Here is a 24428-nt window from a genome sequence, read left to right on the forward strand (position 1 = left end):
CCGAAATGGTGCGCCCAGGCTTGGTCGTGCCCGAAGTTGGCTAGGGGAATTGGTGATGAACAAGTATCTGTCGCGGCTGCTGCTCGGCGTCATGGCCATGGCGGTCGTGGGCTCGGCGCAAGCGGGCGCTATCGACGAAGCGGTCAAGCGCGGCACTTTGCGCGTGGGCATGGACCCGACCTACATGCCGTTCGAAATGACCAACAAGCGTGGCGAAATCATCGGTTTCGAAGTCGACCTGCTCAAGGCCATGGCCAAGTCCATGGGCGTCAAGCTGGAGCTGGTATCGACCAGCCTGGATGGCATCATTCCAGCGCTCATGACCGACAAGTTCGACATGATCGGCAGCGGCCTGACCCTCACCCAGGAACGCAACCTGCGCATCAACTTCAGCGACCCGTTCATCGTCGTCGGCCAGACCCTGCTGATCCGCAAGGAATTGGCCGACAAGGTCAAGACCTACAAGGACCTGAACTCGCCGGACTACCGCATCACCTCCAAGGTCGGCACGACCGGCGAGTTCGTGGCGCGCAAGTTGATCGCCAAGGCGCAGTACCACGGCTACGACAACGAGCCTGAAGCGGTACTCGACGTGGTCAACGGCAAGGCTGATGCGTTCATCTACGATTCGCCCTACAACGTGGTGGCGGTGGACAAGGTCGGCAATGGCAAGCTGGTCTACCTCGACGAGCCTTTTACCTACGAGCCTCTGGCGTTCGGCCTGAAGAAGGGCGATTACGACAGCCTCAACTTCATCAACAACTTCCTGCGCCAGGCCCGTGAAGACGGCAGCTACGATCGTATCCACAAGAAGTGGTTCGTGAGCAAGAACTGGCTCGACGAAATGCAATGACTGCGCCTCTGGCCAGACTCTCCCTGACGCGCGGGTTTGCCCCGCGCGGCGGTCTTCTAGCGGATTGAACCCCCTGTGATCAAACACCACAAAGCTCAATGGCCCTGGCACGGGCTCACCGCGCTGGTGCTCATCGGCCTGGCTTTCAGCTTGTACGCTGCCACCTCGCGCATTTCCTATGAGTGGCACTGGAATCGCGTGCCGCAGTATTTCGTCTATCAGGCCGAGCAGCCGCAGCGCGCCGAAGGTTATGGCAGTGTCGAGCGGATCGCTCAGCAGGGTGGGCAGACGCGTGTCACCTTGCGCGACGAAGACGGTGGCGAACAGGTGTTGCTGGTGGACAGCGGCAGTGTCGTGCTCGAAGAGGGCGATGACGTCTCCGAAGGCGACCAGATCGGCGTGACGCGCCACTGGACTGCCGGACCGATCGCCTGGGGGCTGTGGACCACGCTGTGGCTGTCGCTGGTGTCCGGCGTGGCCGGCCTGCTGCTGGGCCTGGTGACCGGGCTGTGCCGGCTGTCGAGCAACCCCACCTTGCGCCATCTGTCGACGGTGTATGTCGAGCTGGTGCGGGGTACGCCGCTGCTGGTGCAGATTTTCATCTTCTATTTCTTCATCGGTACCGTGCTCAATCTGTCGCGCGAGTTCGCCGGGGTGGCGGCGCTGGCGCTGTTCACCGGTGCCTACGTGGCCGAGATCGTGCGCTCGGGCGTGCAGTCCATCGCCAAGGGGCAAGGCGAGGCCGCCCGCTCGCTTGGCCTGGATGCCGGACAGTCGATGCGTCACGTTATCCTGCCGCAGGCTTTCAAACGTGTTCTGCCACCCCTGGCCGGGCAGTTCATCAGCCTGGTCAAGGACACGTCGCTGGTGTCGGTGATCGCCATTACCGAGCTGACCAAGAGCGGCCGCGAAGCCATCACCACGTCGTTCTCGACCTTCGAGATCTGGTTCTGCGTGGCGGCCCTGTACCTGGTCATCAATCTGCCGCTGTCGTATTTCGCCAGCCGGCTCGAGCGGAGGCTTGCGCAAAGTGATTGAAGTACGCGACCTGTTGAAGGTGTTCAATACCCGTGGCCAGGTGGTGCGCGCGGTCGATCAGGTGAACACGCAGGTGGCCAGGGGCGAGGTACTGGTGGTACTGGGCCCCTCGGGCTCGGGCAAGTCCACCTTCCTGCGTTGCCTCAATGGCCTGGAGGCGTTCGACGAAGGCTCGGTGAGTATCGATGGCCTGCGCCTCGACGATCCCAAGACCAACATCAATGCCTATCGGCGCGAAGTCGGCATGGTGTTCCAGCACTTCAACCTGTTTCCGCACATGACCGTGCTGGAAAACCTGTGCCTGGCGCAGAAAGTGGTGCGCAAGCGCGGCAAGGCCGAGCGCGAGGCCAAGGCACGCGCGTTGCTGGCCAAGGTAGGCATCGGCGAGAAGGCCGATGCGTTTCCTTCACGGCTTTCCGGTGGCCAGCAGCAGCGCGTGGCCATTGCCCGGGCGCTGTGCATGGACCCCAAGGTGATGCTGTTCGACGAACCGACTTCGGCACTCGACCCGGAGATGGTCGGTGAGGTGCTGGAGGTGATGAAGACCCTGGCCGAAGAGGGCATGACCATGGTGTGCGTCACCCATGAAATGGGCTTCGCCCGTGAAGTGGCGGACCGCGTGCTGTTCTTCGACCATGGTCGTTTGCTGGAAGACGCGCCCCCGGCCGAGTTCTTCGATGCACCGAAGGACCCAAGGGCACAGGCGTTTTTGCGGCAGGTGTTGTAGCCCCAGGTTCCTGCGCCGATCCGCAGACCGCTTTCGCGGGCAGAGCCCCGCTCCCACAAGATCGCTGCAGGCTCCTGTGGGAGCGGGGCTCTGCCCGCGAAGAGGCCCTCAGGCTCACCCAGCCAGGGTCAGACCTTGAACTGACCCACCAGCCCCTGCAGATGTGTCCCCAGCCGCGCCAGCTCGATGCTTGACGCCGCCGTTTCCTCGCTCGCCGCCGATGTCTGCTCGGAAACGTCGCGCACGTTGAGCACGCTGCGGTTGATCTCTTCGGCCACTACACTCTGTTGCTCCGCCGCGGCGGCGATCTGCTGGTTCATCGCCTGGATCGTCGACACGGTACGGGTAATATCGCTCAACGACTCACCGGCACGTCGAGCCAGTTGCACACTGCTGTCGGTCATCGCGCGGCTACTGTCCAGTGCGCTGGAAACTTGATGGGTACCCGTTTGCAGCGAAGCGATCAGCGATTGGATCTCTTCGGTCGATTGCTGGGTGCGTTGGGCCAGGCTGCGCACTTCATCGGCCACCACGGCAAATCCACGACCCGCCTCGCCGGCACGGGCTGCCTCGATTGCCGCGTTCAGAGCCAACAGGTTGGTCTGCTGCGCCACCGACTTGATCACATCAAGCACGCCGCCGATCTTGCTGCTTTCCTGCTTCAAGTGATTCATGGCTTCGCTGGAATGCAGCACCTCGGCGGCCAGCCGCTCGATCTGGCCCACGGCCTGGCTGACCACTCGATCACCTTCACGGGCCTGCTGATCGGCAGCCACGGCAGCTTCCGAGGCTTCCTCGGCGTTGCGCGCCACTTCCTGCACCGTCGCCGCCATCTCATTCATGGCCGTGGCCACCTGATCGGTTTCGACTTTCTGCGCGTTGACGCCGGCGCTGGTCTGCTCGGTGACCGCAGAAAGCTCCTCGGCGGCACTGGCCAGCTGCGTGACACCCTCGCTGATGCCACCCACCAGTTCACGCAGGTTCAGGGTCATGCGCTGCAGGGCCAGTTGAACCTGGCCCAGTTCGTCACGTCGGGTGATGGCAGGCGACTGCCGCAGGTCTCCGGAAGCAACGCGTTCGACACTCGCCAGGGTCTGCCGCAACGGGCCGACGATCTGCGCGGTGATCGCCCATGCCGCCGCGATACCGAGCAATGTGGCCAAGGCCGCTGCAATGGCCAGCCACGCTTTGGCCTGGGCCGTGTCGGCATCGCGCCTGGCCGTCTGCGAGTCGCCCAGTCGGTCGCTGAGCCCGAGCAGGGTGGTGCCCAATGCCGTCATCTTGTCGATGCTCTGCATTGTGGCCTGCTGGTTTTCGCTGAATTGCGCCACCGCCGCGCGATAGGCCCGCAGGGACTCGCCGGCCTGTTGCAGCCGACCGGTGAACTCGCCGGAGACACTGGCCCCTGCAGCGGCAACCGAAGCGATGGCCTGGTCGATGGCCGCCAGCGCCGGCTGGCGTGCTTCGTCCTTGGCGCTATAGGTGTAGCCACGCACTTGAAAGCGCGCCTGCTGGATCAGCCGGCTGGTTTCCACCAGGGTGCTGTAGGCCGTCAGCTCGCCCTGGCTCAGCAGCGCTGCCTGCGCCTGATTGACTTCGGCCACGGCGCGGTCGGCGGTGCTGCCCAATTGGCTGCGGGCTGCCTCGCGACCCTGGATCGACGCCAGCGATGCGGCGAATTCCCGGCGATAGGCTTGGGTCGTGGCTATTTCCTGCTCGACGAGCGCGATGTCTTCGGCCTGCACCAGAGTGTGCTGGGCGGCCGCAAGATCGGTATCGAGTTGGTCGAGAAGACGGGTGACATTGTCGGCACCGGAACTGCCTTTCTGCAGTTCGAACGACTGAGCGGCGATGCGCAGGTCACGCATGCGGTCGTCAAGTATGGAAATGCTGGTGATCTTGTCGGCGCGCTCGATCAAGCGGGTCAGGCCAGACCAGCCCGTGGCGGCAATCAAAAGAGTAAGCAGTAGCACCACACCGAAACCAATCCCCAGTTTCAAGTTGACGCTCAGATTGCCCAGGTAGCGGGCAAAGGTGTTGGACATGATGAAGCTCCCTGACAGGCCGACATCATGATTGTCGGCAGTTCAGGGGCATCGGCGGGTGCTGCCGAAACTCGATAGTGGCTAAATGATGTAACCCACCGGGAATCTTCAAGCCTGGACGACGGTGGGTCAGAACAGCCGCGCCAGCAGCACCGCCACGGCGGTTTCCACCCGCAGGATACGTTCGCCCAGCTGCACGGGCTGCAAGCCTGCGAGGCTCAGCAGGTCCACCTCGTAGGGAATCCAGCCGCCTTCCGGACCGATGGCCAGGGTCACTGGCTGCTCCGGATGGCGCGGGCAGGGCGGGTAGTCGCCCGGATGCCCGACAAGGCCCAGGGTGCCGGCGCTCAGAGCAGGCAGGCGATCCTCGACGAAGGGCTTGAAGCGCTTCTCGATCAGCACTTCCGGGAGCTGCGTATCACGTGCCTGTTCCAGGCCCAGGATCAGCTGCTCGCGAATGGCGGCGGGCTCGAGAAAAGGGGTTTGCCAGAAACTCTTCTCGACCCGATAACTGTTCACCAGGACCACCTTGGCCACGCCCATGGTGGCAATGGTCTGGAACACCCGGCGCAGCATTTTCGGGCGTGGCAGTGCGAGGATCAGGGTCAGCGGCAGTTTGGCCGGCGGGGGCAGGTCGAGCACCACGGCGAGTTCTGCCTCGTGGTCTTCCAACCGCGTGACCTGCGCGCGTCCCATCAAGCCATCGACCTTGCCTACCCGCAGGCTGTCGCCCAGTTCGACCCGGTGCACGGCCTGCATGTGGGTAAAGCGCCGATCACGCAGCACCACCTTGTCCGGCGCGATGAAATCGGCCGTTTCGAGCAGCAACAGGTTCATGCCTGGGTCGCGGGCGGCTGGCCGTTGCTGTCATCGTCTTCGGCGGGTTCGTCACCGCGCTTGCGGATCAGGGCACCGAACAGGATGCCGATCTCGAACAGCAACCACATCGGCACGGCCAGCAGTGTCTGCGAGAAGATATCCGGCGGGGTCAGAATCATGCCAACCACGAAGCAGCCGATGATCACGTACGGACGGATCTTGCGCAGGTACTTGACGTCGACGACGCCGATCCACACCAGCAGTACCACGGCCACCGGAATCTCGAACGCCACGCCGAAGGCGAAGAACAGCGTCATGACGAAATCAAGGTAACTGGCGATGTCAGTGGCCATGGTCACGCCCACGGGCGTGGCACTGGCGAAGAACTTGAAGACCAGCGGGAACACCAGAAAGTAGGCAAAGGCCATCCCGGCATAGAACAGGAAGATGCTCGACACCAGCAGCGGTATGGCAATGCGTTTCTCGTGCTTGTACAGGCCCGGCGCGATGAAGCCCCAGACCTGATGCAGGATGATCGGCACGGCCAGGAACAGCGAGACCATCATGGTCAGCTTGAATGGCGTGAGAAACGGCGAGGCCACGTCGGTGGCGATCATCGTTGCGCCTTCAGGCAGGTACTCGCGCAGCGGCGCCGACACCAGGGTGTAGATCTGTTGGGCAAACGAAAACAGCCCGGCGAAGACCAGGAATATCACGGCAACGCAACGCAGCAGGCGCGTGCGTAATTCGGTCAGGTGCGAGACCAGCGGCATGGGCTGGTCGTTTTCCGGAATTTCGCTCATGGGGCCCGCGGTGGCTGTGTAGGTTCATTGGAGGATACGGGTATGGCAACAGCCTGAGCGCCGCTCGTGTCACGATCGACCACCGCCGGTGTTGGCGCTGCAGTGGCCACGGTAACAGGCGACACATCAGCGCTGACCGCATCGCGGTCAAGCACCGGCTGCGCCTGGGCGCCAGGCGGAATCGGATCGGCCAGCGGTGCGGGCGGCTCGCTCGGACGCGCAGTGCGCTGCGGATCGAGGATCTTGCGCGCCTGCTCCTCGAGCGAAAGCACGTGCTCGTTGTGCAGTTGACGACGGATTTCGTCGGCGCCTATCTCGCGTTCCACTTCGGTCTTGATCGCGTTGAAGCTGCGTTTCAGGCGCCCGATCCACAGCCCTGCGGTGCGCGCGGCACCGGGCAGTCGCTCAGGGCCCAGCACCAACAGGGCGATGAGGCCCACGAGCATGAGTTCGCTGAAGCTGATACCGAACATTGATCAGTCTTTCCTGATGGGTTCTTCGACTTTCTGATGCTGGCCGTCGAGGGTATGCGGCGGAGTCAGCGGCGAGCTGGCCTGCGGGTGCACCGGCTGCGTCGGCTGCTCGGCAGCGGGTTTGTCATCGTCGTTCATGGCCTTGCGAAAGCCCTTGATCGATTCACCGACGTCGGTGCCCAGGTTCTTGAGTTTCTTGGTGCCGAAGACCAGTACCACGACAATCAGGATGACGATCCAGTGTTTCCAATCAAACAGACCCATGATTCAACTCCTCCAAAAAGACATTTCAGGCTGACGGCAGGCGGGCGGCTTTTTCATCGTGACCGGACAGGCCGAATCGGCGATCCAGTTCATCGAGTACAGCCTGTGGGTGTTGGCCCAGTTGTGCAAGCATGACCAGGCTATGGAACCACAGATCGGCGGTTTCGTAGATAACATCGCTGCAGTCGCCGCTGTGGGCGGCATCCTTGGCGGCAATGATGGTCTCGATCGATTCTTCGCCGAGCTTTTCCAGAATCTTGTTCAATCCCTTGGCGTACAGGCTGGCGACATACGAGCTGTCGGCGCTTGCGCCCTTGCGTTCTTCGAGCACCGCAGCGACGCGGTCCAGAGTGTCATTCATGGCCATGGCCTGCGGAATAGATGGCAGCGGGATCTTTCAGGACGGGGTCGACGACGGTCCATTGGCCGTTCTCGAAGACCCGGTAGAAGCAGCTTTGGCGGCCAGTGTGACAGGCGATGTCACCGAGTTGCTCGACGCTGAGCACGACCACGTCGGCATCGCAGTCCAAGCGCAGCTCGTGCAGTTTCTGCACGTGGCCGGATTCCTCGCCCTTGCGCCACAGCTTGCCACGCGACCGGGACCAGTAGATGGCCCGGTTTTCGGCAGCGGTCAATGCCAGTGCCTCGCGGTTCATCCAGGCCATCATGAGGATGCGCCCGGTGTGGTGATCCTGGGCAATCGCCGGCACCAGGCCGTCGCGGTCCCATTTGATCTCGTCCAGCCAGTCTTTCATGTGCAACTCCGACAACAGAGAGGGCTAGTGTGCCAGCCGATGGCGCGACTGGCTATCGGCGCACGACCAGGTACAAGCCCGATGCCAGCATCAACCAGGCAGGCCATGCCTGGACGCTGTCCAGGGCTATGCCGGAGACGGCGGTGACCGTTCCACCCACCAGCAAGGCGCCGCCGAGCAGCCGCAGGGCCCAGCGATCGTGGCGTTGCTCCCAGGGCGGCGGTGGATCCTTGCGATGGGGCTGAGACATTCGTTCGAGCAGATCGCGGGTCATGTTGGCCAGGTGAGGCAATTGCTCGACCTGCGATTGAACATTCTGAAACAAAGATTTCGGGCTGACCCGCTGGCGCATCCAGCGTTCGAGGAACGGCTGGGCGGTGCTCCACAGGTCGAGGTCCGGGTACAGCTGGCGACCCAGGCCTTCGATGTTGAGCAAGGTCTTCTGCAGCAGGACCAGCTGTGGCTGCACTTCCATGTTGAAGCGTCGCGCGGTCTGGAACAGGCGCATCAGCACCTGGCCGAAGGAGATGTCCTTGAGTGGCTTCTCGAAGATCGGCTCGCAGACGGTGCGGATCGCCGCTTCGAATTCGTTGAGCTTGGTCTCGGCCGGTACCCAGCCCGAATCGATGTGCAGTTGCGCCACACGGCGGTAGTCGCGTTTGAAGAAGGCAAACAGGTTGCGCGCCAGGTAATCCTGGTCTTCAGGGGTCAGGCTGCCGACGATGCCGCAGTCGATGGCGATATAGCGCGGGCTCCACGGTGCCACGGTGCTGACGAAGATATTGCCGGGGTGCATGTCGGCATGGAAGAAACTGTCGCGAAACACCTGGGTGAAGAAGATCTCGACGCCGCGCTCGGCCAGCAGCTTCATGTCGGTACGCTGGTCGGCCAGGGCAGCCATGTCGGTGACCTGCACGCCGTAGATGCGCTCCATCACCAAGACCTTCGGCCGGCACCAGTCCCAGTAGACCTGGGGCACGTAGAGCAGGTCGGAATCCTCGAAATTGCGCCGCAGCTGGCTGGAGTTGGCCGCCTCGCGCAGCAGGTCGAGTTCGTCGTAGATGGTGCGTTCGTAGTCGGCGACCACGTCGACCGGGTGCAGCAGGCGCGCGTCGGCGGACAGCCGCTCGGCCTGGCGGGCGAGCAGGAACAGCCAGGCCAGATCCTGGCTGATGACCGACTTGAGCCCCGGGCGAACGACCTTGACCACCACTTCTTCGCCGGTCTTGAGCCGCGCAGCGTGGACCTGTGCGACCGAGGCCGACGCCAGTGGCTCGACATCGAAGCGACTGAACACATCGGTGATCTTCGCCCCCAGTTGCTGCTCGATGAGGGCCATGGCCTGCTTGGGGTCGAACGGCGGCACCCGGTCCTGCAGCAGCATCAGCTCATCGGCGATGTCCTCGGGCAGCAGGTCGCGGCGGGTGGACAGGATCTGCCCGAACTTGATGAAGATCGGCCCCAGGTCCTGCAAGGCCAGGCGCAGGCGCGCGCCACGGTTGAGTTCCTGGCGGCTGCGCGGCAGCCAGCGCCATGGCATGGCGAAACGGGTGATTTTCAGCCACCACGGCAGTGGCAGGGCGAACATCAGGTCATCGAGGCGGTAACGAATGATGACGCGCTGGATGCGCAACAGACGGCGGACGGCAAGCAGCTTCATGCGTTATCGCTGGAATTGTGGGATCGGGCAAGGCGCTCAATACGCGCCTCGAGGCGTTCGACGTCGACTTTCAAAGCATCCAGCTCACTGAAACGGGCCTGGGCTTCCTGCTCGCCCACCAATGTACGCGCTTCCTCGGCCAGGTATTCGCCCAGGTTCTGCGTCGCCGTGGCCAGGCTCTGACGGGTCCAGCCCGTGCGGCTGCGCAAATGCCCGGCCAACAAGGCGGTGGGCACCGGACCCAGCCAGCGTGAGACTTCGTATTCCCAGTCCAGTTCAAGGTCCTGAAGCACCTTGACCAGGTCCAGCAGCGCGGCGCTGTCGCCGTCCAGATCGACCTGCGGGCTGTGCAGCACCGCGGTCTTGTCCTTGCGCAGTGCCAGTTGCACCAGGCTGGCAGCCGGCGCGCGCAATGTGCAGTCGGGCGGCGTGGCCCACTGCTGGGCCAGCATCAGGCCATTGGCACTGGGCAGCATGTACACGGTAAACGAAGGCTGGCGGCCCTGGATGGCAATCACCTTGCCATGCAGGTGTGCCAGGCGCGGCAACGCGGTGGCGTCCAGGCGCAGCACACGGTTCAGACCATGTTCGACACTGGCGATCAGGCCGCCGAGCAGCATCAGGGCTTGATCCCGCGGTGCAGCGCGACGATGCCGCTGGTCATGTTGTGGTACGTGACGCGGTCGAAACCAGCCTGCACCATCATGGCCTTGAGGGTTTCCTGATCGGGGTGCATGCGGATCGATTCGGCCAGGTAACGGTAGCTTTCCGAATCGTTGGTGATCAGCTTGCCGGCCAGCGGCATGAACGCGAATGAATAGGCGTCGTAGACCTTGGACATCAGCTTGTTGGTAGGCTTGGAAAACTCCAGCACCAGCAAGCGTCCACCTGGCTTGAGCACGCGCAGCATGGAAGCGATGGCCGCTTCCTTGTGGGTGACGTTGCGCAGGCCGAAGGCGATGGTCACGCAATCGAAGTGATTGTCGGGGAACGGCAGCTTTTCCGCATCGGCCTGGACGAATTCGATGTTGCCGGCCACGCCGCGGTCGAGCAGCCGGTCGCGACCGACCTTGAGCATCGAGGCGTTGATGTCGGCGAGTACCACCTGGCCGGTAGGCCCTACCAGATCGGAGAACTTGCGTGCCAGATCGCCCGTGCCGCCGGCGATGTCGAGCACCCGGTTGCCCACGCGCACGCCCGAGAGCTCGATGGTGAAGCGCTTCCACAGCCGATGCATGCCGCCGGACAGCACGTCGTTCATCAAGTCGTACTTGGCCGCTACCGAGTGGAACACCTCGGCGACCTTTTCGGCCTTCTGGCTTTCCGGTACGTGCTTGTAGCCGAAGTGAGTGGTGGGTTCGGCATCGCCGCCTTTGCGCTGATCATTCATATCGCTGTCACCAGGAAAAATTACGCACCATTCTAAGCCGCACAAGGGCGCTTTGTCTTGGCGCGATGGATTGCCGGGGCAACCGGGTTAAACTGTGCGCCATTGAACCCTCACTTGTTGGAATCTCCGATGACCCAGATCAACGTCGAACGCAAACACAATCTGGGCCGCGACGCGGCGCGGCAGAAAGCTGAAGTGGTGGTACAGAAACTGATCGACCGCTATGACGTGCAGGCTACCTGGCAAGGCGACACGGTGGCGGTCAAGCGCAGCGGTGCACAGGGCACCGTGCAGATCGACGACGAAGCGATTCGAATCGATCTCAAGCTGGGCATGATGCTGGCGATGATGAGCGGCACCATCCAGAGCGAGATCGAAAAGGCCCTGGACAAGGCCCTGGCGGCCTAGAGCATCAACCTCACCACGGATTCGGCGGGGTCGCGGGATTTGCCGGCGGCACGCAACTGTTCCAGGTAGTCGGTCCAGAGCTGCTCCTGGCGCAGCGCCAACTGGTACAGGTAGTCCCAGGTGAACAGGCCGCTGTCATGGCCGTCGTCGAAAGTCAGCTTCAGAGCGTACTGGCCAGCCGCTTCTACCTTGATCAGACCGACCCCTAGTTTCCCCACCTGCAGAATCGGCTTGCCGTGGCCTTGGACCTCGGCGGACGGCGAGTGCACGCGCAGGAACTCGGCGGGCAGGTGGAACACCTCGTCGGGGCCATACGTCAGGCTCAAGGTCTTGGAGGCCTTGTGCAGATTGATGGCGCTGGGGATTCTGGTCATGATGGGTCTCGAAGTCTTGCGGTGTCCGTTTCGCAGCCACGCACCGCTCCCACATGTCTGGATCCAGAAAGGCGATCGACTGTGGGAGCGGTCAGCGGCCGCGAACAGCGTGCCGCGGCATGACGGGCCGTCTTACAGGATGTAGCGCGACAGGTCTTCGTTCTGCGCCAGCTCACCCAGATGGCTGTTCACGTACTCGGCGTCGATCTGAATCGGTGCCTCGCTGTGCGCAGCAGCCATGTCACCGGCGCTGAACGAGACTTCCTCCAGCAACCGCTCGAGCAGCGTGTGCAGACGGCGCGCACCGATGTTCTCGGTCTTCTCGTTGACCTGCCAGGCGATCTCGGCCAAACGCTTGATCCCTTCGGGCACGAACTCGATGTTCAAGCCTTCGGTCTTCAACAACTCGCGATACTGCTCGGTCAGCGATGCATGTGGCTCGCTGAGGATGCGCTCGAAGTCCTGCGGGCTCAACGCCTTGAGTTCAACGCGGATCGGCAGACGACCCTGCAATTCGGGAACCAGATCGCTCGGCTTGCTCAGGTGGAACGCACCCGAGGCAATGAACAGGATATGGTCGGTCTTGACCATGCCCAGCTTGGTGTTGACCGTGCAGCCTTCGATCAGCGGCAGCAGGTCGCGCTGTACGCCTTCGCGAGACACGTCGGCACCGCCGACGTTGCCGCGCTTGGCGACCTTGTCGATCTCGTCGATGAAGACGATACCGTGCTGCTCGACCGCTTCCAGTGCCTTGGCCTTGAGCTCTTCCTCGTTGACCAGGCGACCGGCCTCTTCGTCGCGGACCATTTTCAGCGCGTCCTTGACCTTGAGCTTGCGGCTCTTCTTCTTGCCCTTGCCCATGTTGGCGAACAGGCTCTGCAGCTGGTTGGTCATTTCTTCCATGCCAGGCGGGGCGGAGATGTCTACGCCACCCATCTGCTCGGCCACCTCGATCTCGACTTCCTTGTCGTCCAGCTGGCCTTCGCGCAGGCGCTTGCGGAACAGCTGACGGGTATTGGAATCGTTGCTCACCGGCTCTTCGTTGAAGCCTGCACGGGCGGCGGGCAACAGCGCATCGAGAATGCGCTCTTCGGCCGCATCCTCGGCGCGGTGGCGAACCTTGACCATTTCCTGCTCGCGCAGCAGCTTGATGGCCGCATCGGCCAGGTCGCGGATGATCGACTCGACATCGCGGCCGACATAGCCGACTTCGGTGAACTTGGTCGCTTCGACCTTGATGAACGGTGCATTGGCGAGCTTGGCCAGACGACGCGCGATTTCGGTCTTGCCGACGCCGGTAGGGCCGATCATCAGGATGTTCTTGGGCGTCACTTCGACGCGCAGTTCTTCGGGCAGCTGCATGCGCCGCCAGCGGTTGCGCAGGGCAATGGCGACAGCGCGCTTGGCATCGTCCTGGCCGATGATGTGGCGATTGAGTTCGTGGACGATTTCGCGGGGGGTCATGGACATGGTGTGTTCCGGACTCGGAGGTTCAGGCAGGGAAGGAGTGAAGGCTTGCGACGCATTGCGTGCAGGCCTGGCCTCGCAACCGTCTGATCACTCGGCGAGATCCTGCTCCTCGATGGTCATGTTGTGATTGGTGAACACGCAGATGTCGCCAGCGATGCCCAGGGCGGTCTCGACGATTTCCCGTGCGCCCAGCTCGGTCTTCTTCAGCAGCGCACTGGCTGCGGCCTGCGCGAACGCGCCGCCGGAGCCCATGGCGATCAGGCCGTCTTCGGGCTCGACCACATCACCGTTGCCGGTGATGATCAAGGAAGCGTCCTTGTTGGCCACCGCCAGCATCGCCTCGAGACGGCTGAGCGAGCGGTCGGTGCGCCATTCCTTGGCCAGTTCCACGGCGGCACGGACCAGATGGCCCTGATGTTTCTCCAACTGGCCTTCGAAACGCTCAAAGAGCGTAAAGGCGTCGGCGGTGGCACCGGCAAAGCCGGCGATGACCTGGCCGTGGTACAGGCGACGGACTTTCTTGGCGTTGCCTTTCATCACGGTATTGCCGAGAGAAACCTGGCCGTCGCCGCCCATGACGACTTTGCCATGACGGCGGACTGAAACGATGGTGGTCAAGGGGAGAGTCTCCACGCAGCGGGGCGAAAATGCCCTGATGGAAACGAATATGGGGGTGGGTGAGGAGATTTCAACCTTTGCCGGTTGTGTGGGGTGGTGGGAACAGGCGGGCGCGGTGTCAGTAGGTTCGCGTGAGGCTGTTCGCGGCCGCTGACCACTCCCACAAGGGACGCAAATGCCCTGTGGGAGCGGTCAGCGGCCGCGAAGGGCGCACCGCGGCTTACTGCCGGATCTGCCTTTGCTGCAACAGCAGGTTACTAAAGCCACTGCCTGCCAGCTGTTTCTGCGCCACGGTCAGCTGCTCGCGGTTGCTGAACGGACCTACCAGTACCCGGTACCAGGTGTCTTCCTTGACCGTCCCGGACTCCACGTTCACCGACTGCCCCAGCAGAATGATCTGCGCCCGCACGCGGTCGGCGTCCGCCTGCTTGCGGAACGAACCGGCCTGCAGGTAGAACTGCGTGGTTGCGGCAGGCTTGATCACCGGCGGCGCCGGTGGTGGGGTCGCGCCACTGAGCGCGGCCTGAGCCCGGGCAGTATCGATCTTGGCTGCCTCGGCCGGGGTTACCGGCGCCTGGGCCGGAATCGGTGGGGTTTTCTCGGGCACCGCTTCGGGTGGCACGATCACCTCGGATTCCGGCAGCAGCGTATAGAAGTCGTACTTGGGCTTGACCGGGGCCTGCGGGCTGGGCGGCGTCTTGTTCGCTTCTGCGATCTTTTCCGCCTTCGCCTGCTCGGCCTTGACGCGCTTGACGTCGCTGTTGCCTGGCTCGAGCTTCATCAGGAACACCACGAAGGCGCCTACGCTCAGGCCGATGGCCAGCCACAGCCAGCCTGGTATGGGCTTCTTGGCAGGTGCGGAATTGCGGCTGGCGCCACGTTTGGGTGCGGGTTTTTTCTTGGCAGCCAACTTACATACGCTCCAGTGTTTCCAGGCCCAACAGAGCCAATCCTTGCTTGAGGGTGCGACCGGTCAGCGCCGCCAGGCGCAGGCGGCTGTGTTGCTGAGCGGGGTGTTCGGCCGCCAGAATCGGGCAGTTCTCGTAGAAGCTGGAGAACAGCCCGGCCACATCGTACAGGTAAGTGCACAGCACATGGGGCGTGCCTTTCTCGCCGACGTTGTTCAGTACTTCGGTGAACTGCGCCAGCTTGGCAGCCAGTTCCTTCTCGTGCTCGGCTTCCAGCACGATCTGCCCTTCGACGTCCGCGAAGTTCTTGCCCAGCTTGCGGAACACACCGGCCACGCGGGTATAGGCGTAGAGCAGGTAGGGCGCGGTGTTGCCTTCGAAATTGAGCATCAGGTCGAAGTTGAAGCTGTAGTCGCTGGTGCGGTGCTTGGACAGGTCGGCATATTTCACCGCCCCGATGCCCACGGCTCGGGCGATCACGCGCAGGTCGGCCTCGGCGGTTTCGGGGTTCTTTTCCTTGACCAGGGTGTAGGCGCGTTGCTCGGCTTCATCGAGCAGGTCGACCAGTTTCACGGTGCCACCGTCACGGGTCTTGAACGGACGTCCGTCGGCACCGTTCATGGTGCCGAAACCCATGTGCTCCGGCTGCATGCCATTGGTGATGAAGCCGGCACGGCGCGCGACCTCGAACACTTGCTGAAAGTGCAGGGCCTGGCGCTGGTCGACGAAGTACAGCGCGCGGTCGGCCTTGAGCACGTTGCTGCGATAGCGCACCGCTGCCAGGTCGGTCGTGGCGTACAGATAACCGCCGCCGGCCTTCTGCACGATCACCGGCAGGGGTGTGCCTTCGGCCGTCTTGAATTCTTCGAGGAAGACGCACTGCGCGCCGTTGCTTTCCACCAGCAGGCCCTTGGCGCGCAGGTCCGCGACCACGTTGGCGAGGTCGTCGTTGTAGGCGCTTTCGCCCATCACGTCGGCCGGCGTCAGCTTGACGTTCAGGCGCTCGTAGGTGCTTTGGCAGTGCGACAGGGAAATTTCGTTGAAGCGCTTCCACAAGGCCAGGCATTCGGCATCGCCAGCCTGCAATTTCACCACGAGGCCGCGGGCACGCTCGGCGAACTCTTCGGATTCATCGAAGCGCTGCTTGGCCGCGCGGTAGAAATTCTCGAGGTCGGACAGCTCGTCGCTGGTGGCGGGCTTTTCCTGGAGATAGGCCAGCAACATGCCGAACTGCGTGCCCCAGTCGCCGACATGGTTCTGGCGGATCACGGTGTCGCCGAGAAACTCCAGCACATTGGCCACGCCGTCGCCAATGATGGTCGAGCGCAGGTGGCCTACGTGCATTTCCTTGGCCAGGTTGGGTGCAGACAGATCGACCACCACGCGCTGCGCGGGGCCGGCCTTGCGCACGCCGATGCGGGCATCGGCCAGGGCGGCGTCCAGGCGCGCGGCGAGGGCCGCACTGTTCTGGAAGAAATTGAGGAAGCCGGGGCCGGCGATTTCCACCTTGCTCACCTGCTCGTCGGCCGGCAGTGCGGCAATCAGCTTTTCTGCCAGGTCGCGCGGCTTCATGCCGGCAGGCTTGGCCAGCATCATGGCGATGTTGCTGGCGAAATCGCCGTTCTTCTTGTCGCGCGAGTTTTCCACCTGGATTGCCGGCGTCAGACCTTCTGGCAGCACACCTTCGGCGACAAGGTGGGTCAGGGCTTGTTGAATCAGCTGGCGAATGGTGTCTTTCATGGGGTTCTCGGTCGACCGCAGGTACGGCGGTGCTGGATGCACGGGTGGAAAAACTGGGCATTATCCGGTTGTTGGCCGGGGTTGCCAACCCGCAAATCCCCCCTGCAAACCACCACCCCTGTAGCAGCGGCGCCAGCCGCGTCGGCAGACGCCGCCGATCCCCGCCCCTGGTGCGCCTATCTCAATACAAATCCACCGGGTCCACATCCAGCGACCAACGCACCTGTCGCCCGCTCGGCAGTTGCTCCAGTTGCAGCATCCAGGCATTGAGCAGGCGGTGCAGCGGCGCACGCAGCGTTGCCTGTACCAGCAGCTGTGCGCGATAGCGTCCGGCGCGCCGTTCCATGGGCGCCGGGACCGGCCCCAGCAGCTCCAGGCCGCCCAGGGCCAGTTGCGCCACCAGCACTTCGGCTGCCGCGCAGGCCTCATCCAGAAAGGCTTCGGCCTGGCCAGGCTTGTGCGCTTCGGCACGCAGCAGCGCCAGGTGGGCGAACGGCGGCAGGCCTGCACCGCGTCGCTCTGCCAGGGCCTGCTCGGCGAAAGCGAAGTAGCCCTGCTCGGTCAGTTGCACCAGCAGCGGATGGTCGGCCAGGTGCGTCTGAATGATCACCTTGCCCGGTTCTTCGGCGCGACCGGCGCGGCCTGCTACCTGGACGATCAACTGAGCCATGCGCTCGCTGGCGCGGAAGTCGCCGGAGAACAGCCCGCCGTCGGCATCCAGAATTGACACCAGGGTGACCCGCGGAAAGTGGTGCCCCTTGGCAAGCATCTGGGTGCCGACCAGGATGCACGGATGGCCTTTCTGGATGGTCGCGAACAGCTGGTTCATCGCGTCCTTGCGCGAGGTGCTGTCGCGGTCGACGCGCAGCACCGGGTAATCGGGAAATAGGATCGCCAGGCGTTCCTCGGCGCGCTCGGTGCCGGCGCCGACCGGACGCAGGTCCACCGTGCCGCACTTGGGGCACTGGCGCGGCACGCGTTCGACATGCCCGCAGTGATGGCAGCGCAGCTCGCCCGAGCGTTGGTGAACCGTGGTCCGGGCATCGCAGCGCGGACACTCCGACAGCCAGCCGCAGTCGTGGCACAGCAGGGTGGGCGCGAAGCCGCGCCGATTGAGAAACACCAGCACCTGTTGGCCATTGGCCAGGGTCTGGCCGATGGCCTGCTGCATCGGTCCACTGATGCCGCTGTCCAGCGGCCGGCTCTTCACATCCAGGCGCATGAACTTGGGTTGCTGGGCGCCACCGGCGCGATGGTCGATGCGCAACAGGCCGTAGCGGCCGGTATGGGCATTGTGCAGGCTCTCCAGGGAAGGCGTGGCCGAACCCAGGACGATGGGAACGTTCTCCTGGCTGGCGCGCACCAGCGCCAGATCGCGGGCGTGGTAACGCAGGCCTTCCTGCTGTTTATAGGAGCCGTCGTGTTCTTCGTCGATGATGATCAGCCCAGGGTTCTTCATGGGCGTGAACAGCGCCGAGCGGGTGCCGATGATGATGTCGGCCTCGCCATCGCGTGCCGCCAGCCAGGCGTCCAGGCGGTCGCGGTCGTTGACCGCCGAGTGCACCAGCGCAATGCGTGCGTTGAAGCGTTGCTCGAAGCGCGCCAGGGTCTGCGGGCCCAGGTTGATCTCGGGGATCAGCACCAACGCCTGTTTGCCGGCTTCCAGGCATTCGTGAATCAGTTGCAGGTACACCTCGGTCTTGCCGCTGCCGGTCACGCCCGCCAGAAGAAACGCATGGAAGCCGCCGAGGCTGGCGCGGATCGCCTCGAACGCGGCGCGTTGTTCTTCGTTGAGCGGCAGTTCCGGTTGCGCCAGCCAGTGTTCGGCACGCGGGCCGGGACCATGGCGGCGCACTTCCACACTGACCAGTTGCTTGGCCAGCAGCAGGTCGAGGCTGTCCTTGTTCAGTTGCAGCTTGCTGAGTAGTTGATGAGCCACGCCATGAGGGTGCTGGGCCAGGGTCTTGAGGGCATCGCGCTGCTTGGGTGCGCGGGCGATGCGCGGGTCGTCCAGGCGGGCATCGGCGGCGGCGTGCCAGAAGCGCTCCTGGCGCGCTTCGGCGGGTTCGCCCTGGCGCAGCAGCACCGGCAACGCCCAGCTGAGGGTGTCGCCCAGGCCGTGCTGGTAGTACTGCGAAGTCCACAGGCACAGTTTGAACAGCGCAGGCGGCAACGGGCTGACCGCATCGAGCAGGGCAATGGCCGGCTTGAGCTTGTCGGCTGGTACGTCGCTGTGGCTGACTACTTCGATCAGGATGCCGATCATTTCCCGCCGCCCGAACGGTACCCGCAAGCGCATGCCGGGTGTGAACACGGTGTGCGCAGTATTGGCGGGCGCCTTGTAGTCGAACAGGCGTCGCAGCGGCGAGGGCAGGGCGAGGCGCAGAATGACGTCGGGCACGCGGGAGTTCTCTTGGGTGGAAGCAACTGCAGTCGTAGGAGCGGTCATTGGCCGCGAAGGCTGCGCCGCGGTATTACCGAAATAACGCGGTGCGCCTTCGCGGCCGAAGACCGCTCCTACGTGATTTACGGGTCGCGGCTGGTTGCCGCTCGCACGGGGTTCGAGGTGCGCAGACTAGCAGACGACGGTCGGTGCGAGCGACACCTTGCGTGTTTGCAATGTTCTGTTAATATACGCGGCCTAATTACGTGCGGTACTCGACAATGGTGTTGGGTGGCGGCACGCAGCCTGAGGAAGTCATCATGAAAGCCGATATCCATCCAGTATACGAAGCCATCGACGCTACCTGCAGCTGCGGTAACGTCATCAAGACCCGTTCGACTCTGGCCAAGCCACTGAGCCTCGACGTCTGCTCCGAATGCCACCCGTTCTACACTGGCAAGCAGAAGACCCTGGACGTTGGCGGTCGTGTTGACCGTTTCAAGCAGCGTTTCGGCGGTTTCGGCGCCAAGAAAGCTTGATTGGTTTGCTCTCGCTGTTGAAGAAGGCGCCCCTTGCGGGCGCCTTTTTTGTGGGCGTTTTCTGGCTTGGCGCCGCTCAGGCCGAGGCCTTCTGCCCGGCTCCGAGCGGGCTGGGCACCGCCCAGGTCCGCCAGGTCATCGACGGCGATACCCTGCGCCTGCAGGATGGCCGCAGCGTCCGCCTGATCGGTATCAATGCGCCGGAGATCGGTCGCCAGGGGCGCGGCGACGAGCCCTACGCCGTCGCCGCGCGGCGCCGGTTGCAGGCGCTGGTCGATGACAGCGACGGCCTGGTCGGCCTGCAGTTGGGCCGCGAAAGCCAGGATCGCTACCAGCGCACGCTGGCCCACGTCTATGGCCGCGATGGGCTGAACTTCGAGGCGCAGCTGCTGGCCGAGGGGCTGGCCCTGCAGGTCGCGGTGGCGCCCAATATCGAGCAGGTGGCCTGCCAGCAGCAGGCTGAACGTGCCGCCCGAAAGGCTGGACTCGGGCTGTGGCGTCAATCGCCGGCCATCGCCGCCGCGCAGGTGGAGCGTGCCGGTTTCGCCCTGCTCGGCGGGCGGGTCAGCAAGGTCGAACGCAACCGCGCCGGGGCCTGGATCGAACTGGACGACTCGGTGGTCCTGCACGTCGCGCCCAAGGTGTTCGCGCTGTTTCCCGAAGGCTGGCTCGATGCGCTCAAAGGTCGCCGGGTCGAGGCCCGCGGCTGGGTGCTGGACCGCAGTCGGCGCGGCAACCTGGCCGCCGGGCAGCTGCGCTGGATGTTGCCGGTGAGCGCCCCGCAGATGGTGCAGACACAGCCGTAAACCTGCCACAGACGGCCGTGCATGGGCCGTCTCGCAGGCCCTCGACGGCCCTGTCGGTACCCGCCGAAAGTCGTAGGCCAGGGGCCTTGACGCATGTGACCGGGTAGTCTTGTCGGGTGTAGGCATCTTGCGTATCCTCGCGGGTCTCGTCAGACCAACGTAAAAGCGGAACGCCCCCAATGTCAGATTTGAAAACTGCCGCTCTCGAGTACCATGCCCATCCACGCCCAGGCAAACTGAGCGTCGAACTCACCAAGCCCACTGCAACCGCCCGTGACCTGTCGCTGGCCTACAGCCCCGGTGTAGCCGAGCCCGTTCGCGAAATCGGTCGCGATCCCGAGCTGGCCTACAAGTACACCGGCAAGGGTAACCTGGTAGCGGTCATCTCCGACGGCACCGCCATCCTGGGCCTGGGCAACCTCGGCCCGCTGGCTTCCAAGCCGGTCATGGAAGGCAAGGGCGTTCTGTTCAAGCGTTTCGCCGGCATCGACGTCTTCGACATCGAAGTCGACTCGGAAAGCCCGCAGGCCTTCATCGACACCGTCAAGCGTATCTCGATCACCTTCGGTGGCATCAACCTGGAAGACATCAAGGCGCCCGAGTGCTTTGAAATCGAACGCGCGCTGATCGAGCAGTGCGACATTCCAGTGTTCCACGATGACCAGCACGGTACTGCGATCGTCACCGCGGCCGGCATGATCAATGCTCTGGAAATCGCCGGCAAGACTCTGGAAGACGCCAAGATCGTCTGCCTGGGCGCTGGCGCCGCCGCTATCTCGTGCATGAAGCTGCTGGTCAGCATGGGCGCTCGCATCGAAAACATCTTCATGATCGACCGCACCGGCGTGATCCATGCTGGCCGTGACGACCTGAACCAGTACAAGGCGGTTTTCGCCCACACCACCGAGAAGCGCACCCTGGCGGATGCCCTGCAGGGCGCCGACGTATTCGTCGGTCTGTCGGGCCCCAACCTGCTGAGCGCCGAAGGCCTGAAGTCGATGGCCGCCAATCCGATCGTGTTCGCCTGCTCCAACCCCGATCCGGAAATCTCGCCGGAACTGGCGCACGCCACCCGCGACGACGTGATCATGGCCACCGGTCGTTCCGACTACCCGAACCAGGTCAACAACGTGCTGGGCTTCCCGTTCATCTTCCGTGGTGCCCTGGACGTTCGCGCCAAGCGCATCAACGAAGAAATGAAAATCGCCGCTGCCAACGCCCTGCGTGAATTGGCCAAGCTACCGGTGCCTCAGGAAGTCTGCGACGCCTACGGCGGTATCTCGCTGGAATTCGGTCGCGAGTACATCATTCCCAAGCCGATGGACCCACGCCTGATCACCCTGATCTCCGACGCCGTGGCCAAGGCTGCGATCGAGACCGGTGTGGCCACCCTGCCGTACCCCAAGCATTACCCGCTGCAGAGCGTGGATGACGTGTTCAACGGCTAAGCCTTTGGATGTGTCATGAAAAAAAGCCCCGACTCGCGAGAGTCGGGGCTTTTTTTGTGGTCCGTGTGGCGCCTTCGCGGCCACTGACCGCTCCTACGGGTGTGCACGATCTGACGCTTTCGCGGCCACTGGCCGCTCCTACGGGTGCGCACGATCTGACGCTTTCGCGGCCACTGGCCGTTCCTACGGGTGTGCACAATCTGACGCTTTCGCGGCCACTGGCCGCTCCTACAGATGTCCCTCAATCCATGTAGGAGCGGCCAGTGGCCGCGAAGGGCTCGACGCGGTCTGGGATCAGAACAGATCGATCGGCGCCGACTCGTCCGCCGGGAGCGGGCTGCCGGGTGCGCTGCCGCCACCGAACTCGCTGTTGGAAGGCGGTGTGTCTTCGCTCTTGAACAGCTCGAAGTAGGCGCCAGGCGTGCCCGGCGCCGCCGCGCGGCCGCTGATTGGGTCTACCCGCAGACTCAGGATGCCTTCGGGCTCGGGCTGCACGTGAGCCGGCTTGTCCTTGAGCGCGGCGGCCATGTAGGTCATCCAGATCGGCAGCGAAACGGTGCCGCCGAACTCATGCCGGCCCAGGGTTTCAGGCTGGTCGAAGCCTGACCAGACAGTGGTCATGTAATCGGCGTTGTAGCCCGAGAACCAGGCGTCCTTCGAGTCGTTGGTAGTGCCCGTCTTGCCGGCCAGGTCGGTACGACCCAGGGCCATGGCGCGGCGTCCGGTACCCTTCTTGATGACGTCCTCGAGCATGCTGGTGAGGATGAACGCGGTGCGCCCGTCGATGATCCGCTCGGCAATCACCGGAGCCGGGGCGGCGCCCGGCGTCAAGGTGGCGTCCACCGCGATGGGCGCCGATACCGTGGTCGTGCCAGCCGGTGCCGCCTGGGGTGTGGCAGCGGCAATTTCATCGGCCGGTACCGTCGGCGGATTGGCGCGGAACAGGGTCTCGCCGTTGCGGCTGTCGATACGCTCGATCAGGTAGGGCGAAACCTTGTAGCCGCCATTGGCGAACACGCTCCAGCCTGTGGCGATTTCCATGGGTGTCAGGGTGGCGGTGCCCAATGCCAGCGACAGGTTGCGGGGCAGGTCCTGTTTGTTGAAGCCGAACTTGCTGATGTAGTCGATGGTGCTGTCTACGCCCATGCTCTGCAGCACGCGGATCGATACCAGGTTGCGCGACTTGTACAGCGCTTCACGCAGCCGGATCGGGCCCAGAAAGGTATTGGTGTCGTTCTTGGGTCGCCAGACCTTGTCCACCGACTCGTCGACGAACACGATGGGGGCGTCGTTGACCAGGCTGGCGGGCGTGTAGCCCTTGTCCAGTGCCGCGCTGTAGATGAACGGCTTGAAGCTTGAGCCCGGCTGGCGCTTGGCCTGCATTGCGCGATTGTAGTTGCTCTGCTCGAACGAGAAACCACCGACCAGGGCGCGAATGGCGCCGGTGCGTGGGTCCAGTGACACCAGCGCGCTCTGCACCGTCGGCACCTGGCTGAACTTCAAGGTGTCATCGTCTTGACGCTGCACGCGGATCAGATCGCCGACCTGTGCCACGTCCGACGGCTGCACAGGCGTGCGCCCGACGCTGTTGGTGTTCATGAAGGGGCGGGCCCATTTCATGCTGTCCCAGGCAATCGACTCCTGCTTGTCGTCGCGGGTGAGCACGACGATGCCCGTCTTGTCGACCTTGGTGACGATGGCAGGCTCCAGCCCGTTCAGCGGACGCTGGCGAGTCAGTTCCTGAGCCCACTCGCGCGGCGTCTTGCCCGGCAGGCGGGCTTCCGGACCACGATAGCCATGACGTTGATCGTAGGCGATCAGCCCGGAGCTGATGGCGTGGTTGGCGTCTTCCTGCAGATTGCTCGGCACCGTGGTGGTGACGTTGAAGCCCTGTGTATAGGCCTCGCTGCCGTATCGTCCGACCATTTCGGCACGGGCCATTTCGGCGATCCACGGCGCGCTGACTTCCGGCGTGGGCACGTGATAGCTGGCGTTGAGTGGTTCGCCGATGGCGGCGTTGTAGCTGGCTTCGTCGATTTTGCCCAGGCGGAACATGCGTCCCAGGATCCAGTCGCGACGTTCTTTGCTGCGTACCGGGTTGGCCAGCGGGTTGAAGCGCGACGGCGCCTTGGGCAGGCCGGCGATCATCGCCATCTGCGCCAGGCTGACGTCGCGGATCGACTTGCCGTAGTACACCTGTGCGGCAGCTTCGATGCCGTAGGCGCGGTTGCCCAGGTAGATCTTGTTCACGTACAGCTCGAGAATCTCATCCTTGGTAAGTTGGCGCTCGATTTGCAAGGCAAGGAGGATTTCAGTGATTTTGCGTGAAAAACTGCGTTCGGACGTCAAGAAATAGTTCTTGGCGACCTGCATGGTGATGGTACTGCCGCCGGTCTGGATATGACCGCTGCGCACCAGCTGCGAGGCGGCGCGCATGAGGCTGCTGGGGTCGACGCCGTAGTGGTTTTCGAAATTGTCGTCTTCTGCGGACAACAGGGCTTGGATGAAATGTGGCGGAATCTCGGCGAACTTGATCGGCGAGCGGCGCATCTCGCCGAACTCGGCGATCAGTTTTCCGTCGCTGCTGAAGACCCGCAGGGGGATCTGCAGCTCGACGCTGCGCAGGGCGTCAACAGACGGCAAGCTGGGGCTGAGATACAGAAATGCCCCGCTGAGCACGAGCAACAGCCCGCAGACGACGGCGAGGAAAGACCACCAGAAAAACTTCAGCAGGCGTATCAAGGCTTTTGGATTTCCAGATAAAAGAATGGGTTAAGCGCAGCACGCAGTACGTGGAAAAAACGCTGGGCATTATAAGCATTTTTCGACCCGGAGCGTCATTTGCGCTTCTGTCAAGACTGCTATTAAATGCCTTGTACGACAAAGGGTCCGTAAGTCGCGGATAGT

At 63.4% G+C, this 24428-nt stretch carries 24 protein-coding genes and 1 pseudogene; 7 read left to right on the forward strand and 18 right to left on the reverse strand.

Annotated elements, in window-relative coordinates; genetic code table 11:
* Positions 1 to 55 precede the first annotated feature (55 nt).
* From IFT57_RS15270 to IFT57_RS15280, 3 genes are all read left to right on the forward strand, one after another.
* Positions 56 to 853, forward strand: coding sequence for a transporter substrate-binding domain-containing protein (locus IFT57_RS15270; protein WP_122480464.1), 798 nt, complete (start codon positions 56 to 58; stop codon positions 851 to 853).
* A 75-nt stretch (positions 854 to 928) separates the two neighbouring features.
* Positions 929 to 1891 (forward strand): ABC transporter permease subunit, encoded by a 963-nt coding sequence (locus IFT57_RS15275; RefSeq protein ID WP_122796587.1) that lies wholly within the window; start codon positions 929 to 931, stop codon positions 1889 to 1891.
* Positions 1884 to 2618, forward strand: a complete 735-nt coding sequence (locus IFT57_RS15280) for an ATP-binding cassette domain-containing protein (protein ID WP_192152068.1) — start codon at positions 1884 to 1886, stop codon at positions 2616 to 2618. The genes IFT57_RS15275 and IFT57_RS15280 overlap by 8 nt, the downstream gene beginning before the upstream one ends.
* Positions 2619 to 2746: 128 nt before the next feature.
* On the opposite strand, the gene IFT57_RS27285 is transcribed toward IFT57_RS15280, so the two are convergent.
* The 11 genes and pseudogenes from IFT57_RS27285 to ubiE all read right to left on the reverse strand — a co-directional run bounded on the left by IFT57_RS27285 (position 2747) and on the right by ubiE (position 10827).
* A complete protein-coding gene (locus IFT57_RS27285) occupies positions 2747 to 3610 on the reverse strand; it encodes a methyl-accepting chemotaxis protein (RefSeq protein ID WP_446730824.1) in 864 nt (287 codons plus the stop codon).
* Positions 3602 to 4663, reverse strand: a pseudogene (locus IFT57_RS27290) (methyl-accepting chemotaxis protein); the annotation flags it as partial. The gene IFT57_RS27285 and the pseudogene IFT57_RS27290, both read right to left, overlap by 9 nt.
* Positions 4664 to 4792: 129 nt before the next feature.
* On the reverse strand, positions 4793 to 5500 hold the full coding sequence (locus IFT57_RS15290) for a 16S rRNA (uracil(1498)-N(3))-methyltransferase (protein WP_192151941.1): 708 nt from the start codon (positions 5498 to 5500) through the stop codon (positions 4793 to 4795).
* On the reverse strand, positions 5497 to 6285 hold the full coding sequence (gene tatC, locus IFT57_RS15295) for a twin-arginine translocase subunit TatC (protein ID WP_122714544.1): 789 nt from the start codon (positions 6283 to 6285) through the stop codon (positions 5497 to 5499). Before tatC ends, IFT57_RS15290 begins: the two co-directional genes overlap by 4 nt.
* The gene (tatB, locus tag IFT57_RS15300; RefSeq protein WP_192151942.1) at positions 6282 to 6758 is read right to left on the reverse strand and encodes a Sec-independent protein translocase protein TatB; all 477 of its coding nucleotides are present in this window, start codon (positions 6756 to 6758) and stop codon (positions 6282 to 6284) included. Before tatB ends, tatC begins: the two co-directional genes overlap by 4 nt.
* A gap of 3 nt (positions 6759 to 6761) precedes the next feature.
* Positions 6762 to 7022 carry a twin-arginine translocase TatA/TatE family subunit gene (locus IFT57_RS15305; RefSeq protein ID WP_049861753.1) on the reverse strand — a complete coding sequence of 87 codons (261 nt, stop codon included), beginning with the start codon at positions 7020 to 7022 and terminating at the stop codon, positions 6762 to 6764.
* Between the two features lie 25 nt (positions 7023 to 7047).
* Positions 7048 to 7383, reverse strand: a complete 336-nt coding sequence (locus IFT57_RS15310) for a phosphoribosyl-ATP diphosphatase (RefSeq protein ID WP_122480666.1) — start codon at positions 7381 to 7383, stop codon at positions 7048 to 7050.
* Positions 7376 to 7777, reverse strand: coding sequence for a phosphoribosyl-AMP cyclohydrolase (hisI, locus tag IFT57_RS15315; protein ID WP_122714546.1), 402 nt, complete (start codon positions 7775 to 7777; stop codon positions 7376 to 7378). The genes IFT57_RS15310 and hisI overlap by 8 nt, the downstream gene beginning before the upstream one ends.
* Positions 7778 to 7829: 52 nt before the next feature.
* Positions 7830 to 9437: a ubiquinone biosynthesis regulatory protein kinase UbiB gene (ubiB, locus tag IFT57_RS15320; RefSeq protein WP_122480456.1), complete on the reverse strand. Its 1608-nt coding sequence runs from the start codon at positions 9435 to 9437 to the stop codon at positions 7830 to 7832.
* Entirely contained in the window at positions 9434 to 10057 is a 624-nt protein-coding gene (locus tag IFT57_RS15325) for a ubiquinone biosynthesis accessory factor UbiJ (protein WP_192151943.1), read from the reverse strand. The genes ubiB and IFT57_RS15325 overlap by 4 nt, the downstream gene beginning before the upstream one ends.
* The gene (ubiE, locus tag IFT57_RS15330; RefSeq protein ID WP_043191385.1) at positions 10057 to 10827 is read right to left on the reverse strand and encodes a bifunctional demethylmenaquinone methyltransferase/2-methoxy-6-polyprenyl-1,4-benzoquinol methylase UbiE; all 771 of its coding nucleotides are present in this window, start codon (positions 10825 to 10827) and stop codon (positions 10057 to 10059) included. The genes IFT57_RS15325 and ubiE overlap by 1 nt, the downstream gene beginning before the upstream one ends.
* Positions 10828 to 10956: 129 nt before the next feature.
* Here ubiE and IFT57_RS15335 point away from each other — a divergent pair, with 129 nt between their 5' ends.
* Positions 10957 to 11235, forward strand: coding sequence for a polyhydroxyalkanoic acid system family protein (locus IFT57_RS15335; protein WP_043191383.1), 279 nt, complete (start codon positions 10957 to 10959; stop codon positions 11233 to 11235).
* Here the strand turns inward: IFT57_RS15335 and IFT57_RS15340 are convergent.
* The 6 genes from IFT57_RS15340 to IFT57_RS15365 form a co-directional block, all read right to left on the reverse strand.
* Entirely contained in the window at positions 11232 to 11609 is a 378-nt protein-coding gene (locus tag IFT57_RS15340) for a gamma-butyrobetaine hydroxylase-like domain-containing protein (protein ID WP_192151944.1), read from the reverse strand. The genes IFT57_RS15335 and IFT57_RS15340 overlap by 4 nt on opposite strands.
* A gap of 132 nt (positions 11610 to 11741) precedes the next feature.
* The gene (gene hslU, locus IFT57_RS15345; RefSeq protein WP_122480452.1) at positions 11742 to 13079 is read right to left on the reverse strand and encodes an ATP-dependent protease ATPase subunit HslU; all 1338 of its coding nucleotides are present in this window, start codon (positions 13077 to 13079) and stop codon (positions 11742 to 11744) included.
* 87 nt (positions 13080 to 13166) lie between these two features.
* Complete coding sequence (hslV, locus tag IFT57_RS15350) at positions 13167 to 13697, reverse strand: ATP-dependent protease subunit HslV (RefSeq protein WP_043191380.1); 531 nt, start codon at positions 13695 to 13697, stop codon at positions 13167 to 13169.
* A 220-nt stretch (positions 13698 to 13917) separates the two neighbouring features.
* Positions 13918 to 14607, reverse strand: coding sequence for an SPOR domain-containing protein (locus tag IFT57_RS15355; protein ID WP_122714549.1), 690 nt, complete (start codon positions 14605 to 14607; stop codon positions 13918 to 13920).
* A gap of 1 nt (position 14608) precedes the next feature.
* Entirely contained in the window at positions 14609 to 16345 is a 1737-nt protein-coding gene (argS, locus tag IFT57_RS15360; RefSeq protein WP_122714550.1) for an arginine--tRNA ligase, read from the reverse strand.
* A 181-nt stretch (positions 16346 to 16526) separates the two neighbouring features.
* The gene (locus IFT57_RS15365) at positions 16527 to 18746 is read right to left on the reverse strand and encodes a primosomal protein N' (RefSeq protein WP_122796581.1); all 2220 of its coding nucleotides are present in this window, start codon (positions 18744 to 18746) and stop codon (positions 16527 to 16529) included.
* 302 nt (positions 18747 to 19048) lie between these two features.
* Between IFT57_RS15365 and rpmE the strand changes: the two genes are divergently transcribed.
* The 3 genes from rpmE to IFT57_RS15380 all read left to right on the forward strand — a co-directional run bounded on the left by rpmE (position 19049) and on the right by IFT57_RS15380 (position 21521).
* Entirely contained in the window at positions 19049 to 19267 is a 219-nt protein-coding gene (gene rpmE, locus IFT57_RS15370; protein WP_043193699.1) for a 50S ribosomal protein L31, read from the forward strand.
* Positions 19267 to 20073: a thermonuclease family protein gene (locus IFT57_RS15375; protein ID WP_192152069.1), complete on the forward strand. Its 807-nt coding sequence runs from the start codon at positions 19267 to 19269 to the stop codon at positions 20071 to 20073. The genes rpmE and IFT57_RS15375 overlap by 1 nt, the downstream gene beginning before the upstream one ends.
* 179 nt (positions 20074 to 20252) lie before the next feature.
* A complete protein-coding gene (locus tag IFT57_RS15380) occupies positions 20253 to 21521 on the forward strand; it encodes a malic enzyme-like NAD(P)-binding protein (RefSeq protein WP_122714552.1) in 1269 nt (422 codons plus the stop codon).
* A 294-nt stretch (positions 21522 to 21815) separates the two neighbouring features.
* Here IFT57_RS15380 and IFT57_RS15385 read toward each other — a convergent pair whose 3' ends face one another.
* Positions 21816 to 24260: a penicillin-binding protein 1A gene (locus tag IFT57_RS15385; protein ID WP_446731206.1), complete on the reverse strand. Its 2445-nt coding sequence runs from the start codon at positions 24258 to 24260 to the stop codon at positions 21816 to 21818.
* Positions 24261 to 24428: the final 168 nt, after the last annotated feature.

Origin of the sequence: Pseudomonas sp. CFBP 13719, assembly GCF_014842095.1 — a bacterium.
GTDB lineage: Bacteria > Pseudomonadota > Gammaproteobacteria > Pseudomonadales > Pseudomonadaceae > Aquipseudomonas.

What these genes read in the sequence shown, in the direction of transcription:
- ubiB (WP_122480456.1), bottom strand. Translation starts at nt 9,437, where the DNA reads ATGAAGCTGCTTGCCGTCCGCCGTCTGTTGCGCATCCAGCGCGTCATC.
- ubiE (WP_043191385.1), bottom strand. Translation starts at nt 10,827, where the DNA reads ATGAATGATCAGCGCAAAGGCGGCGATGCCGAACCCACCACTCACTTC.
- IFT57_RS15380 (WP_122714552.1), top strand. Translation starts at nt 20,253, where the DNA reads ATGTCAGATTTGAAAACTGCCGCTCTCGAGTACCATGCCCATCCACGC.
- IFT57_RS15270 (WP_122480464.1), top strand. Translation starts at nt 56, where the DNA reads ATGAACAAGTATCTGTCGCGGCTGCTGCTCGGCGTCATGGCCATGGCG.
- hisI (WP_122714546.1), bottom strand. Translation starts at nt 7,777, where the DNA reads ATGAAAGACTGGCTGGACGAGATCAAATGGGACCGCGACGGCCTGGTG.
- hslU (WP_122480452.1), bottom strand. Translation starts at nt 13,079, where the DNA reads ATGTCCATGACCCCCCGCGAAATCGTCCACGAACTCAATCGCCACATC.
- rpmE (WP_043193699.1), top strand. Translation starts at nt 19,049, where the DNA reads ATGAAAGCCGATATCCATCCAGTATACGAAGCCATCGACGCTACCTGC.
- argS (WP_122714550.1), bottom strand. Translation starts at nt 16,345, where the DNA reads ATGAAAGACACCATTCGCCAGCTGATTCAACAAGCCCTGACCCACCTT.
- IFT57_RS15310 (WP_122480666.1), bottom strand. Translation starts at nt 7,383, where the DNA reads ATGAATGACACTCTGGACCGCGTCGCTGCGGTGCTCGAAGAACGCAAG.
- IFT57_RS15290 (WP_192151941.1), bottom strand. Translation starts at nt 5,500, where the DNA reads ATGAACCTGTTGCTGCTCGAAACGGCCGATTTCATCGCGCCGGACAAG.
- IFT57_RS15335 (WP_043191383.1), top strand. Translation starts at nt 10,957, where the DNA reads ATGACCCAGATCAACGTCGAACGCAAACACAATCTGGGCCGCGACGCG.
- IFT57_RS27285 (WP_446730824.1), bottom strand. Translation starts at nt 3,610, where the DNA reads ATGACCCTGAACCTGCGTGAACTGGTGGGTGGCATCAGCGAGGGTGTC.
- tatB (WP_192151942.1), bottom strand. Translation starts at nt 6,758, where the DNA reads ATGTTCGGTATCAGCTTCAGCGAACTCATGCTCGTGGGCCTCATCGCC.
- IFT57_RS15325 (WP_192151943.1), bottom strand. Translation starts at nt 10,057, where the DNA reads ATGCTGCTCGGCGGCCTGATCGCCAGTGTCGAACATGGTCTGAACCGT.
- IFT57_RS15340 (WP_192151944.1), bottom strand. Translation starts at nt 11,609, where the DNA reads ATGACCAGAATCCCCAGCGCCATCAATCTGCACAAGGCCTCCAAGACC.
- tatC (WP_122714544.1), bottom strand. Translation starts at nt 6,285, where the DNA reads ATGAGCGAAATTCCGGAAAACGACCAGCCCATGCCGCTGGTCTCGCAC.
- IFT57_RS15305 (WP_049861753.1), bottom strand. Translation starts at nt 7,022, where the DNA reads ATGGGTCTGTTTGATTGGAAACACTGGATCGTCATCCTGATTGTCGTG.